Origin of the sequence: Porphyromonas cangingivalis, assembly GCF_900638305.1 — a bacterium.
Classification (GTDB): domain Bacteria; phylum Bacteroidota; class Bacteroidia; order Bacteroidales; family Porphyromonadaceae; genus Porphyromonas_A; species Porphyromonas_A cangingivalis.
Genome location: NZ_LR134506.1, coordinates 1213988 through 1228286, shown reverse-complemented (window position 1 = coordinate 1228286; position 14299 = coordinate 1213988). Strand labels below are relative to the sequence as shown.

At 48.1% G+C, this 14299-nt stretch carries 8 protein-coding genes, 1 tRNA gene and 1 pseudogene; 2 read left to right on the top strand and 8 right to left on the bottom strand.

Annotated features, from left to right (window positions below; genetic code table 11):
* Nucleotides 1–116: 116 nt before the first annotated feature.
* The 3 genes and pseudogenes from EL262_RS05115 to EL262_RS05105 all read right to left on the bottom strand — a co-directional run bounded on the left by EL262_RS05115 (nucleotide 117) and on the right by EL262_RS05105 (nucleotide 3417).
* Nucleotides 117–1019: pseudogene (locus EL262_RS05115) on the bottom strand (IS982 family transposase).
* A 693-nt stretch (nucleotides 1020–1712) separates the two neighbouring features.
* Nucleotides 1713–1786 (bottom strand) — tRNA-Ile (locus EL262_RS05110).
* A 440-nt stretch (nucleotides 1787–2226) separates the two neighbouring features.
* Nucleotides 2227–3417 carry a tetratricopeptide repeat protein gene (locus EL262_RS05105; RefSeq protein WP_078735963.1) on the bottom strand — a complete coding sequence of 397 codons (1191 nt, stop codon included), beginning with the start codon at nucleotides 3415–3417 and terminating at the stop codon, nucleotides 2227–2229.
* Nucleotides 3418–3732: 315 nt separating this feature from the next.
* Between EL262_RS05105 and EL262_RS05100 the strand changes: the two genes are divergently transcribed.
* Together EL262_RS05100 and EL262_RS05095 are read left to right on the top strand one after the other, a co-directional pair.
* The gene (locus EL262_RS05100) at nucleotides 3733–4776 is read left to right on the top strand and encodes an ATP/GTP-binding protein (protein WP_025839479.1); all 1044 of its coding nucleotides are present in this window, start codon (nucleotides 3733–3735) and stop codon (nucleotides 4774–4776) included.
* Between the two features lie 24 nt (nucleotides 4777–4800).
* Nucleotides 4801–7473, top strand: a complete 2673-nt coding sequence (locus EL262_RS05095; protein WP_078735964.1) for a transglutaminase domain-containing protein — start codon at nucleotides 4801–4803, stop codon at nucleotides 7471–7473.
* A gap of 444 nt (nucleotides 7474–7917) precedes the next feature.
* On the opposite strand, the gene EL262_RS05090 is transcribed toward EL262_RS05095, so the two are convergent.
* The 5 genes from EL262_RS05090 to EL262_RS05070 all read right to left on the bottom strand — a co-directional run bounded on the left by EL262_RS05090 (nucleotide 7918) and on the right by EL262_RS05070 (nucleotide 14053).
* Complete coding sequence (locus EL262_RS05090) at nucleotides 7918–8796, bottom strand: restriction endonuclease (RefSeq protein WP_025839493.1); 879 nt, start codon at nucleotides 8794–8796, stop codon at nucleotides 7918–7920.
* Nucleotides 8797–8920: 124 nt separating this feature from the next.
* The gene (mazG, locus tag EL262_RS05085) at nucleotides 8921–9709 is read right to left on the bottom strand and encodes a nucleoside triphosphate pyrophosphohydrolase (protein ID WP_025839495.1); all 789 of its coding nucleotides are present in this window, start codon (nucleotides 9707–9709) and stop codon (nucleotides 8921–8923) included.
* Between the two features lie 18 nt (nucleotides 9710–9727).
* Complete coding sequence (locus EL262_RS05080; RefSeq protein ID WP_025839497.1) at nucleotides 9728–11770, bottom strand: protein-disulfide reductase DsbD family protein; 2043 nt, start codon at nucleotides 11768–11770, stop codon at nucleotides 9728–9730.
* Between the two features lie 42 nt (nucleotides 11771–11812).
* Nucleotides 11813–12784 (bottom strand): RluA family pseudouridine synthase, encoded by a 972-nt coding sequence (locus tag EL262_RS05075; protein ID WP_025839499.1) that lies wholly within the window; start codon nucleotides 12782–12784, stop codon nucleotides 11813–11815.
* 93 nt (nucleotides 12785–12877) lie between these two features.
* Nucleotides 12878–14053 carry a MalY/PatB family protein gene (locus EL262_RS05070; RefSeq protein WP_078735965.1) on the bottom strand — a complete coding sequence of 392 codons (1176 nt, stop codon included), beginning with the start codon at nucleotides 14051–14053 and terminating at the stop codon, nucleotides 12878–12880.
* Nucleotides 14054–14299: the final 246 nt, after the last annotated feature.

Genomic DNA, 14299 nt, shown 5'->3' with positions numbered 1-14299 from the left:
AAAGGTATTCATTTTCTTGGACAGCCGCTCTATAGTCAGATGCTTAAACTCTTGTATAACATCAGTTAGATCTAAGAAAATATGCTGTAAAATAATTAAAAAAACGCCAGTTCGATTTAAGCGCAAGTGGGTAGTTTTGGTTTTCTAACGATTTCAATATTCAGCTCAGGCTTTTTAGGGAGGAAGTTGTAAGCAATCAGCCCCGAGATAAGGTTGGTAAGAAAATTGTTGACACTACGATGTCGTGTATGCTCTATCTGACAGACGTTTTTGAGCATATCATTGACGGTCTCAATGAGAGCTCTTTTCCTTAGTAACACTTTGTCGTAAAGATGCATAAGAGAGTTCTTCATGTTCTTTTTGATTCTTGTGATCATATGAATGTCATCGACAAAGAGTTGATCAAAAAGACTTTGGGAAATATACCCTCTATCTCCGATGAGTTTGCCGAAAAGCTTCTTGGTGAAAGACGAGTCCTTAAGGGGCTCTCTGTCATCACAATTGCCCGGAGTGATCCGGTATTTGATGATTTCTCCTTTGTCGTTGATGACAATGTGTAACTTAAAACCATAAAACCAACCCATGGTACACTTCCCTTTTCGAGCCAATCCTTTCATTGTCTTATGTCCTTGAGCTCGTTTGACATGACAGGCTCTCAGCGGTGTGGAGTCAATAAAAGATATCCCTGTACATTCGCCTAAACAGCACATATTCAGGAATGCGATGAGCTTGTATCCCACTTTACTTTGCAATTCGACAAATCGATTGTAGGAGACAAGATGAGGAAATTCGGATCGACACTAGTGGGTGATATATTGTAGATAAAAAGCCTTGAGATCTCTGTACCTTGAGAGATGAAAGAGTATAAGGATGGTCATTACCTCACCGTCAGACATCCTAGACTTCCTGTTTCTACGCTTTTTACCATCCTTTTCTATACTCTTTTCCTTGATTGTTTGGTCAAAAAGCTTTGAGAAGTCATCTACCATACAAAAAATATCAACTATATTTATCTTCATAAAGTGGCGTTTTATTTGTGTGTATCACCTTGATTGTCAGATACTGATATACAAATAATTTGCCACTTTTTCAATTATAACCACAACAATATTAGGCAGTTAATGTGGTTTGTGAGTTTGTTTCATTCTTCGTTTTCTTACGTCGAACTGACGTTAAAAAAAACTGTAAGTTGGCTCATTTACACATTCTATTTCAATAGAATAATCGCAAAGAAGAACCAACATCTAAGTCTTTGGGGGAGTAGACACAAATAAAAAGACATCTGAGAGCAATATAAGCACCTAAAAAATTCCGCGTAAAAATATTATAATAATCAACACATTACATCTCTTTCTTATATCGAACTGACGTTAGGATAAAGTGAGAGGATTGGAATTTGATAACAGTATTAAAGATGAAGGTCTCAGCCTACTTTTTCTCTGACTTTAGTCCTTACTTAATCAATCTCTAGTAAATTATTAAGTCCAACATTAGGGAATACAAAATGCAAGGATATTTTTGAGGGTGACTTTCTGTAGCTAGATTATGGCCAATTCTGAGTATTTCAGGAGCTAGTACTACATCTAAATAATATCTACGATGAGCATATCATAGAGTGAAAGAGATGTGACACAACTTGTTGATTTTATGCTGTTTAACACCTTTACTTTTCTTGAGATACTTCTCTTGCCTCTCTCACGAGGGAATTTGAGTGGTCCCACTAGGGCTTGAACCTAGGACCTCCAGATTATGAGTCTGTTGCTCTAACCAACTGAGCTATAGGACCGGAAAAGGATGCCGTGCCTAAACACGCCCTTTCGGACTGCAATATTACGAAGTTTTTCTGAGATATACAAGGAATATCCCCTTTTTGCACTTCCAATGTGAACTTAAGTCCAATGTGAACTTATATCGAGCCTGAATCCATCAAATATTCTTGTCTTGCTGTCTGCATCTTTTGGGACTCTGTCAGGTGACGGAATGTATTCCAGCACCTGACAGAATTCATTCTGTCGATACACAGAAACATTTTTATCAGACATAAAGAATACCCACTCAATAGGTTTTCTAACAAGTCTTGTCTTGTGTATGGGTCATGATGCCTCAGGAGCTTGTTTTTATGGACAAGTCTGCCTTGTCTCATAATCTCCGTGCGCAGAAAGACCATTTTCTTTTATCGGTCGTTAGAGGTAAGTTGTATGTGGCGACAAGGCATGTGAGTGGCTGTTATTTTCGCTCCATGAACTCCTTTTCTTTCAAGGTCTGGAGCCGTTCCTTGACCGCTTCGATGAGTCCGTCGTATTCCTTGCTGATGCGAGGGTCGTTTGCGACAAGTTTGAGGAAACGTTCGTAGTACCGCTTCTCCTGCTTTGCGTTTTTCATCTTGCCGTAGATCATCCCCATGGCGTAGGTGGCTTGAGGATGCTTGGGGGCATTTTCAAGGACGAGTTCCCAGTGTTTGACACTTTCGGAGAGTTTGTTTTCCGTAAAGAGCGAAAATGCCAGCTCTTGCTGTACACGCATGAAGAGTGCAGAGTCCGGCTTGATGGCCGCTTCCGCCTTGCGGTAGTATTCTGTGGCAGGGGTAGGGTGGATGATCTTTTGTTTGGCCAGGTGTCCCAGTTCCAGGAGTATCCATGCGTTTTTGCCCTGAGTCACGGTGTCGCCGAGGAGGAAGACTTTTGCAGCCTCTCTGAACTGGCGTTTTTCCTTCAGACATAGGCCATAGTAGTACAGAGTGTTCGGGCTGAGGTCGCCCTGCTCGTACAAGACCTTGAAGTCCAGGTACGCCGAATCGATCTTGTTGATGTTGTAGTACTGGAGCCCTCTTATTCCACGCACGGTGATGTTTGTGGAGTCGTGGTTCAGGTAAGCCGAGGTGTAGAGGAGGACAGAATCGGGGAGTTCAAGGACTTGGAAATTGGTCGCCAGGCGGATGACATTGTTCGCACTGCCCGGTACGAGTCGGACAGCCTCTCGCTGGTAGATGATCGCAGAGTCAGGCTCAAAGATTTGGTTGAATATCCTTCCCGCCAAGTCACAGTCCACGAAGGTGGTGTCACCACGAGCGAAGATCGAGCGCAGATACCCCAAGGCATCATAGTATTTTCCGAGACGATACTGCTGGAGTGCCAGCTTTCGTTCGATGACTTCCTTAGGCTCGAAGTCGATCAGTACCTGCTCGTACTCTCTCGTTGCCCCTCGGGCATCACCCACTTCCGCAAGTATATCTCCCACCTTGTGCCTCAGTGCCATGTCATCGGGTCTCTCGGAGAGTATGTTCATCGCAAATCTCAGAGCTTCCGTATGTTTCGACCTCGACAGCAGAGAGTCGATATGCCTCATGTCGCTCTTTTGAGCCGATACTTGACCGATGACAAGCCCCAGCAGGGCAATCATCCACAATAACTTCTTCATAACATTAGATTATTAAAACTAAGTGTTCTTGCCGTAAATATAGCTCTTTTTACGAAAAATGCGTAGTTCACAGTCGAATTAATACCTCATTCTTCTCTAATGAACCTTTTTAGGCAGATCAATGAGTATGCTTTATGGCGGAGTGCATGATTGTCTTAATCGTATAGTTTTTGAGGAGTTTTTTCGTAGAGAGAGGTGGTGTGGAGGGAGGTGTGGATCGTGAATTCGGGGTGTCATCGTACAGAATAATGTTGTATCTTTGTCAAGGACTATCAATGTCCTGATCCTAAACACGTTCGTTTACCCACTAACTACATGAATCAGAATATATATCGTATTTGCCTTACGGGAGGACCTTGTGCCGGAAAGACTACGGTGCTTGTCAAGATCATCGAGAGATTTACCGACAGAGGATTCCTTGTGTACACGCTACCGGAGGTGCCGACCCTCTTCATGAATGCTTCGGCAAACTTTCTGACCGAAGACAAGACGTACTTCTACAACATTGAGAAGTCGATATTGAAGTTCCAGATACAGATGGAAAATACCTTCTACGAGTTGGCTCGCACGGTGGACAAACCCGTGATCATCATCGCCGACAGAGGGACGATGGACATCTCGGCCTACATGGATCGCAATATGTGGCAGGCGATGTTGGACGAACTTTCGCTCCCCGAGGTCACACTTCGTGATGCACGCTACGATGCAGTGATCCACATGGTGACAGCAGCTAATGGTGCGGAGGAGTTTTACACGACCGAAAACAATGCTGCGCGTCACGAGGGATTGGAGCTTGCACGAGAGATCGACAGCCGTATATTGAACGCTTGGACGGGACATCAGAACCTCCGTGTCGTGGACAACAATACCGACTTCGATGCCAAGATCGGGCAGTGTCTGGCTACCATCGCTTCGATCGTGGGCGATCAAGCCGTGGGTAAGTCTCGACATAAATACCACATCACCGTGGAGGGAGAGATCCCATATGGTACAGAGACCGATATCTATGAATATGAACTCAATACCGATGCTCCCGGTGGCATGAAGGTCCGCAAGCGTGGTACCGTGGGTAACTACGTCTACTTCCTCACTTACTTCTCAGAGAGTGTCGATGGCAAGCTCGTGGAGGTGGAGCGACTCATCTCCCCCGATGACTTCATCACTTATCTGAGACAAGCAACATCGCAGGAGCCCGTACATAAGAAGCGTAGGAGCTTCATTTGGTCGAAACAGTCGTTCAACATCGACCGTTATATTTCTCCCACTCGGGAGTACGATACGCTACATGTCCTCATGGGCAATGATGAGGGAGATCTGAAGTTGCCCCACTTCGTGAAGGTGATCAAGCAAGTATTTTAATCCTATAACAAATTGAGAGCAGCTATGAAACACAGCCTTATCCGCTACTCTATCCTTTGGGTCTTTGTCATGATGGTCGTGACCTCATGTCAGACAAAGGAGGAGAGCCTCTTCCCTGCGGACATCATGAGTCGGAGTAGGGAGGATCTCAGACAGAAATTTGAAGACTTGGCGATCGCCAATCCTCTCGACAGCCTCACTGATCGCAAGCTTACCGAAGATGAGCGAGATGCGATGGACTTTCTCTACGCTTATATGATCACGCCGGACATCTTGGACTACTCTGTCGACTTTCACTTGCAAAACGTGAGACAGACACTCAGAGCTCGTGAGGAGATGCCTTGGGGGAAGAGTGTCCCAAGCCTCCTTTTCAGACACTTTGTCCTTCCTCTCCGTGCCAATAACGAAGCCCTCGACGAGACTCGTATTGTCCTTTATGAAGAACTCAAAGAGGTTGTTGCCGGCAAGGATATGCGAGAAGCAGTCTTGGCGCTCAATCACTGGTGTCACAAGTATGTCACCTATGCTCCGAGTGATGGTCGTACATCTTCGCCCCTTGCGACAATGCGTAATGCCCTCGGGCGTTGTGGTGAGGAGAGTACGTTCACCGTCGCCATCCTCCGTACCATGGGGATACCTGCCCGTCAGGTCTATACCCCCAGGTGGGCACATACCGATGACAACCATGCCTGGGTCGAGGCCTGGGTCGATGGTAAGTGGCACTATCTCGGTGCTTGCGAGCCCGCTCCGAAGTTGGATATGGCTTGGTTCGATGCTCCGGTGTTGAGAGCGATGTTGCTACACACCAAGGCTTTCGGTAAGTACAAGGGGGCAGAAGAGGCTCTCAGCGAACATCCTACCTATACGGAAATCAACGTGACTTCCAACTACGTGCCCACCGCCCTTGCGAAAGTAAAGGTTGTCGATGCCGAAGGCCATCCTGTGGCCGGTGTGCCTGTGACATTCAGGCTGTACAACTATGCGGAGCTCTATCCTCTCGTCACCCGTACGACAGATAGCGATGGCATGGCTTCGACAGAACTTGGTCTCGGCGACATTGTCATTGTGGCAGGTACATCTCCCGACAACATGGGTATCCTCCACTATACCGTTACTGCACAGAGTGAGGTCAAGGAGCTTACCCTTCGTCCCTATACCGAATGGGATGAGAGCCTCCACTTCAGACTTGTACCTCCTGCCGAACAGAAGCCTCAAGCCTTCACGGACACCCTTGCCATCGAAGCCTGCACACGTCAGATGGTCAGCAACGACAGTATTCGTAATGCTTATACCAGGACTTTCCCGACGCTCGAAGATGCCGATGCACTTGCGACAGAACTATCCATAACGACCAAAGAGGGACAAGATCTGCTTCGTTTCGTCCTTGTCGAGAGCCGTGGCAATCAAGATGTCATCCGAACGTTCTTGAAAGAAGCCCCTGCAGAGAAGAGACTCCAAGCCCTCTATCTCCTTCGCTCCCTCAGCGATAAAGACCTTCACGATGTGACCCTCCCGGTCCTTAAAGAAGCGATCCAAGAGACTTACACCGATAGAGAGATGCGCGATCCCAATATCATCTCCCTTCGTGTCGATAGAGAGCACCTCCGCCCTATGGCAGGAGTACTACGTCAGGCCCTCTCGACTATCATCGCAGACAACGGTGGCGAAGAGCTGTGGGCTACTCTCTCTCGTACCGATAAGGTGCGTGCGATCGTGAGTAAGGTCGAAGGATTTAGGGTAGATACCAAGTACAATCCTATCCGTCAGCCCCTCAATCCTTCTACCGTATGGCAGCTTGGCATGGGCGACCGTACGAGCCTCAATGTCCTTCTCATCCGTCTCCTGCGTACGGCACGCATCCCGGCGCTTTGGGATCCTGCGCCCAACAAGGCCGTTTACTATGACGAAGCAGGTAAGAAGGTCATCATCCCATTCTTCGAAACTGCCGAAGAGGACAAGCCCGTCTCAGCTCACTGTGTTCTCGACCTGAGTTATGAGCAAAGTGGTTATCTCAAGCATCCGAAATATGGTAACAACTTCACCATCGGGTTCATCGATGGTGAAGGCCACATGGATACTTACGGCTTCGACTTCTCGGAGCCTTATCACACGCTGAAGGGTGAAGAACTTATCTATGCAAACAACTTCATCTCCAGCGGTACACGCCTTGCCGACGGCACTGTCCTCTACAATATGAGCAAAGTACACTGCGGAGAAGTCACACCTCTCGTCTTCGATCAAGATACGACACAAGTCAGTGTGATCGGAGGCATGGATCCTGAGAGGAAGTACTTCGATCTCAAAGCAGGCGAAGAGAAGACCATCCTAAGCACTACGGGCAGAGGTTACTTCGTCCTCATCGTCGGACAAGCTCACCACGAGCCTACGGATCATATCCTCAGAGACATGCAAGTGCTCTTCAGCGGCGAAGTCCCACAGATCCCAGTCATTGCCCTCACACGTAAGGGTACTCGTCCTACCGAAGCCATGCAGGCTCTTCTGTCCCAAGCATCGTGGGGAGAAGACACTCAAAACGTAGCCGAAATGCTCCGCACGGGTTGCCAAATCGACGGCTCGGTCACCCTCCCCGTCGTGGCTGTCTGCGACACCTTTGGACGCATCTTGTACATCAATCAAGGCTACACCATCGGTGTCGGCGTCCGCATCGCAGGTATCGTCTCCGGCATCAAGGAGTAACCCCTGATATACTCATAAAACGATGAGCCCTGAGGGATGATTTCCCCCAGGGCTCGTCTGTTTTATAAGCTACTACCTTTTCCTGCCACTTCTTTCCTAAAGTCTCTCAGTCAAACTTTTCCAAAGTCCCCCAACGCCCTCATCAGGTGGCTCTCTAAGGTGCTTACACTATCACTCTTGATCCTCGTGTGGTCAATCATTTCGTTACTCGACAGAATGCTTTCTGTCCCGCATCGGAATACATTCTGTCAAGGCACAGAATGTATTCTGTCGGGAAAGTTGTGGAAGTCGCTTAATTGTATTGATGGCTTCCTTATATTGAAAAGCCACAAAGGGAGTATCAACGCTATTCCCTTTGTGGCTGATGAAGTTTCTGAGACGTTAGTGGGGAGATGTTTTTTGAACCCTTATCTCATAATCATTCTATCTTGGAAGTGAAGAGGTTTATATCTTAGAGAACCACTCGGGGTTGATAGTAACTTCCTCGTTTGTGGTAACCTTAGTGGTTACCCCTAAGTTTAATTCTTTCAGTTTCTGACATACCCCTATTCCATCTACTAAAACAATACGAGGAACACCATCTCTCGATGCCTCTTTGTATGCCTCTTGGGTAAATCTTCCTGTCGTAATAAATAACCCCTTGTCGGTTCGCCCTTGCATCGCTCCCCGAAAATCCCTGATATGCTTTGACTTTACGGCGTCTCTATATCTTTTACATTGAAAAATAACGTCGAAGTTTATGAAACTGTTTAGAGAGAAGACTCCTTTCCCATCAATCCCTCCATCACAGGGGCGTCCTGTGACTTCAACTTCGGTAAATCCACTTTCTCTGAGTAGTCTTTGACACAGGCGTTCAAATGCGCTTGGATCCATGTTTTTCAGTATGTCTAAGAGGATACTTTCCCATGCTGTTGCTTCAGCATTCTCTTCGATAGAGCTCATTGCTTTATTGTCAGCTTCTGTGTCTGGTTTGTCTGAGCTTTGAGTAGATTTCACCTTGCGTACAATCTCTCTTGGATCGATCGAGTGTGGATCTAGAGTGTTGTCTACGATGCTCCAGACTCCTCGTGAAGAGTCTTCGATCAGACCATATTTGCGCATGTATCTGCGTGCTCGTGTGAGTCTGTGGTCGACTTCGCTTTGTAGTCCTTCTGTCTTGTGTGGGATGTTGAGGACTTCGTCGTCGAAGTTCATTGCCTCGTATACTTTTTCGTTGATCTCAGTGTTGGAGCCTGAGCCTCCGAGAGCTTTCAAGGCGAGTAAAGTGGGGATCATCATATCCTCGAAACGAGGGATGCGATCGTGTGCGTTTTTGTTTTCCATTATTGTCGGGTGTTTATGTTATTTCTGGCACAAATATGGATGTTTTTTATAAGTTAAGCAAATATAAAACGACACCTGATGAGTGGTCAGGTGCCGTTTTGTGGTTGGCTTCAAAAGACGGAGATCAGTGGTCGAGGTGTTTGGCTTCGTTCCAGTAGTGATCCATCTCTTCGAGCGTAAGGCTCTTGAGGGCTCGACCGGAGGCTTTCGCTTGCTCTTCGATGTAGGTGAAGCGACGGATGAACTTGGCGTTGGTGCGCTCAAGGGCGGTGTCGGCTTCGAGGCCGTAGAGGCGTCCCATGTTGATGAGGCTGAAGAGGAAATCACCGAGTTCGGCTTCCTTGCGCTCTGTCGGGCTGTCTGCCATAACTTCGGCTCGGAGCTCTGATAGCTCTTCTTCGACCTTTGCCCAGACATCTTCTTTGTGCTCCCAGTCGAAGCCTACGTTGGTGGCTTTCTCCTGGATGCGGTATGCCTTGATCATGGGGGGGAGGCCTCGTGGGACTCCGCCCATAACGGTCTTGTTGCCGTCTTTTTCCTTGAGTTTGATCTGCTCCCAGTTGCGTTCTACTTCTTCGGAGGTGGTCACTGAGGTGTCACCGAAGACATGGGGATGGCGGAAGATGAGTTTGTCGGTGATGGCATCACAGACGTCTTTGAGGTCAAAGTCTCCCTTCTCTTCACCGATCTTAGAGTAGAATGCGACGTGGAGCAACACATCGCCGAGCTCCTTCATGATACCCTTGCTGTCGCCATCGAGGATGGCTTGGCTGAGCTCATGGACTTCTTCGATGGAGTTGGGGCGTAGGCTCTCGTTGGTCTGCTTGGCATCCCAAGGGCACTTGACCCTCAACTCATCGAGGACATCCAATAGTCGCCCGAAGGCTTGTAGTTTCTCGTCTTTTGTGTGCATTATCTGTCGTGTGTCGGATTACTTGCGGTCTGCAAATTGCTTGAGACCTGCATCCATCCACTTGATGTATTCGTTGACGTCTTCGTTGAAGCCATACGATGGGCCGAGTGGCTTACCGCTGGCATCGAGCATCACGTAGAATGGCTGTGCGTTGGCTCCGAACTTGTGGCGTTGGAAGTAGCTCCACTTTTCACCAATGGTCTTGAGGGTGCGTTCCTTGCCGTTTTCGTTGACGGTGATTGGCTGTGCGAGCTTTGCCTTGTCGTCGACCATGAGGGTGACGAGGACGAAGTCTTTTTCGAGCTTACCTTTCACTGTCGGATTTGTCCACACGGAAGCTTCCATCTTACGGCAGTTGACACAGCCGAAGCCTGAGAAGTCGATCATCACAGGCTTGTTGTGGTCCTTGGCATACTTCATTGCGCTTTCGTAGTCGTCAAACTTAGCATGAACCTCAGAGTCATAGAGGTTGAAGTCCTGAGTGTACAAAGGTGGTGAGAATGCGCTGATTGCCTTGAGTGGTGCGCCCCAAAGACCGGGTACCATATACATCGCAAAGGCAAACGAAATCAATGCCATGAACACGCGTGGTACGGATACGTATGGAAGGTCTGAGTCGTGGCTGAACTTGAGTTTGCCCAAGAGGTACATACCGAGGAGTGTGAAGATGACGATCCAAAGTGCCACGAAGACTTCGCGGTCAAGGATGCGCCAGCCGTATGCGAGGTCGGCTACGGAGAGGAACTTCAACGCAAGTGCGAGCTCAAGGAAACCGAGGACGACTTTGACACTGTTGAGCCATCCACCGCTCTTTGGCATGCTCTGAAGGAAGTTGGGGAAGATCGCGAAGAATGCGAATGGAATCGCAAGGGCGAATGCAAAGCCAAACATACCGACAGCAGGGCCGACCATGTTGCCCATCGTTGCAGCTTCGACAAGTAGTGTGCCGATGATAGGACCTGTACATGAGAATGATACAAGTACGAGGGTAAATGACATGAAGAAGATGCTGAGGAGACCTGTGGTAGAGTCTGCCTTCTCGTCGAGCTTATTGGTCCAAGACTGTGGAAGTACGAGTTCGAACGCTCCGAAGAATGATACTGCGAAGACCACCAAAAGGAGGAAGAACAAGATGTTGAAGATCGCATTGGTAGAGAGGTCGTTCAACACGCTTGCTCCGAAAATACCTGTGATGATGAGTCCCATCGCAAGATAGATGACGATGATCGAGAGACCGTAGATGATGGCATCACGGATCGCCTTCGAACGGCTCTTGGTGCGCTTCAAGAAGAAACTCACGGTCATAGGAATCATCGGCCATACACAAGGGGTAAGGAGTGCTACAAGACCGCCGAGGAATCCGAAGACGAAGATCATAAGGAGTGAATTGTCTGTCGCTGAGAGGGTCTCATCGCCAAACGCCTTCAAGTCGTCGATCACTGGTGTCCACAACCAATCTCCTGAAGTCTCTGATGCAGGGGCAGCCTCCACGGCTACATCCTCTACTTCAGGAGCTATCTCTGCTTCTGTCGCAGCAGGAGCTTCTTCAGCGGGTGTGTTTGCCACGGGGGCGATGGACAGGGGGGTGGTGAGGTTTTTTGCAGTGAAAGAGAATGCAAACCTGTCGGGAGGCAGGCAGGTCTGATCGTTACAAATCATAAAGAGGATGTCTCCTGCGATCTTGAAGTTCTGAGGATCGGTGATCTTTACTTTCTGTATGAAATTGACTTCCTTGCCGAACCAACGAAGTGTCATGCCGAAGTTTTCGTCATAGACCTCATCGGGCTTGCGGTCTGCTGCCATCTTTCCGACAACATCGAAGCCTTTCCCTCCGTCAAACTCAATCTCGGTGGACGTAGGACCATCTGCCGGCATATCGACGTCATAGACGTGCCATCCCGGCTGAAGTTTTGCATTGAAGGTGAGTGTGACCTCTCCTTTGTCATTGTTGGTCATCTTGACATTCCACTTGATGGCATCGGTGATCATCTGAGCATTCGCTTGTGAAAGACCGAGGAGAGTCAAGAGTGGCAACAATAGCCAGACTAATTTCTTTTTCATCTTGCGTTAAATGATTATGTAGTGTTAAAATTGTAGTTGTCTCTAAATCTGTTTCTTTCTCAAAGACGTCAATAAGGATTTATCCTTCTTGAGGTAAGTGAAGAAGTGGGTAGGGTAGGTGCGTTCGAATGTCATCTGTCTGTGTCCGCCGGGGAGTGTGAGTTGTAGCAAAACTTGCTCCAGGGCGATCTTTCCTTTGAGGACAAAGTCCGAGCGGTAACGCCCATCTCCCAGTATCACAAGGCCGTTGTCACCAAGGAGCTTGCGAAGGGAGAAGATGCGTTCTCCTCCGAGGATGATTTCGACGACGTGCATCTCTTTGTTTTCGCTACTCTTCAAGACGTTGACTTCGCCCTGCATGACCTTTCGGATTCTATTGCGGAGAGCCATGCTGCCCTCTTTTTCCTTCGGGTCTTTGGATTGTGCGACGAGGGTCATCTTGTTGGCATCGACCTCTCCGGTGACGACGGCGACAAACTTTTGTTGTGACACAAGTCTGCTCCACTGCTTTACGAGTGTCTCCTTGGCCTCCACGCTTTTGGCAAAGAGGACAAAGCCTGCCGTCTCCTTATCGAGTCGATTGATCATGAATAGCTTGGCATCGGGATCAGACTGCTTGTAGTGCTGACTCAGTACCCATATCACCGTTGTTTCTCGATCCTTGTGTGCCGTATTGACGGTGGAGATACCTGCCTCTTTGCGGACAAGGACACAGTCGTCGTTCTCCCACACTTTGGCGATGAGCGGGTGGGTAAACTCCTTAGGTGGCGCTACGCTGTGCACTGTTATGAGGCTTCCCACAGAGAGTGTGGTGGTCGGCATATTGGAGATCTTGCCATTGACGGATACCCGTCGTGACGAGATCAACCTCTTTGCTGCCGTGCGAGTTCTACCCGACTTGGTCTGTATCTCATCGATCAAGACAACACCCTCACTTTTCGCTACATAAGTCTCTTTTATGGGCGAAGGGTTTTCGTGTCGGATGCCACTCTTTTTATTCTGTGAAAAAGCCATTGTATATCTTCTGATCTATTGGTGCCCAAAGGTACAAAAAGAATGCACATTTCGACCCATCGTGCGCTCGGAGAACGCTGTAAGACTGTAATTTTATAATTCGTTAACTGCCTTGCGTATTCTGTCCATCGCATCCTGCAGCACCGAGCGAGGTACACCGACATTGAGACGCATGAATCCTTCACCTCCCGTGCCGAACATCGTGCCGGGGTTGAGAAGTAGGTGCGCCTTGTTGATGAAGAAGTCAGTCAGAGTCTTATCGTCCATGCCGAGACCTCGGCAGTCCAAGAAAATCAAGAACGAAGCCTCCGGCTCGATCATTCCCAACTGTGGCAGATGATCCTTGAGGTATTGACGGACAAATGCAATGTTGTCCTCGATATAGTCCATCACGCCGTCAAGCCATTCTTCGCCATGATTGTAGGCAGCTGCTACAGCACCGTAGGTCGTTGAGTTGGCATGGTTCAGACAGTTGTACTCCAAGTACTCGTAGATGGTGTGTCTCAACTTTTCGTCTGCGATATAAATCTGCGATGCAATGATGCCCGGCATATTGAATGCCTTGGAAGGAGCCATCAGTGATATTGCCCATTTACGAGCTTCGGGCGAAACCGATGGGAATGGTATGTGTTTGAAGTTTTTGAACGTCAAGTCTGCATGGATCTCATCACTGATGATGTAGACACCGTACTTGTCGGCGAGCTTCGCAACAGCCTCCAGCTCTTCCCTGGTCCATACACGACCGCCGGGGTTGTGAGGGTGGCACCAGATCAAGATTTTTGCTTCTTTGAGTGCATTTTCGAGAGCCTCGAAGTCGATCTCGAAGCGGTTGTTCTTCAGTATGAGAGGGGCTTCAACCATGCGTCGACGGCTGCCTCTGATGACTTGTCCGAATGGGTGATATACCGGAGGGCAGAGTGCCACCCCGTCTCCCTCTTGTGTGAGGCACTGAAGGATCTTGAATATCCCCGATACGATGCCCGGAGTGAAGCAGAGTTCCTCTTTCTTTGGCTCGAAACCATACTTTTTTACAAACCACTGTTGCAAGGCAGCGTAGTACTCTGCCGTGGGGATGCTGTAGCCCAATACGGGGTGTTCGAGTCTCTTCTTTACCGCATCGATAACGAAGCTCGGTGTAGCGAAGTCCATGTCTGCGATCCACATAGGAAGTACATCTGTACGATCCCCGATGACATCAGCTATGCCGTCGAACTTTGTACAACCTGTGCCTTTGCGATCGATTACCTGATTCAAATCCTCTCTTTTCATAGTTCTATCGAACATTATATTTTTAAAATTATTCCGTTAAATGGCTTATTCTGACCAGTCGAATGTGTTATTCTGGTGGTCTTTGAAAAACTTTGACAAGATAGCCAAAAATACCGTTTTAGACAACATTACAGCCGTCATTCTCCTACTTTTCATAGGGTTAGATGCTTCAAAATAATGTTATATTATATCAAACAATGCCGGAAAAGTGTAACTTTGTGTGCACAATTCAAGATGTGCCTTTTA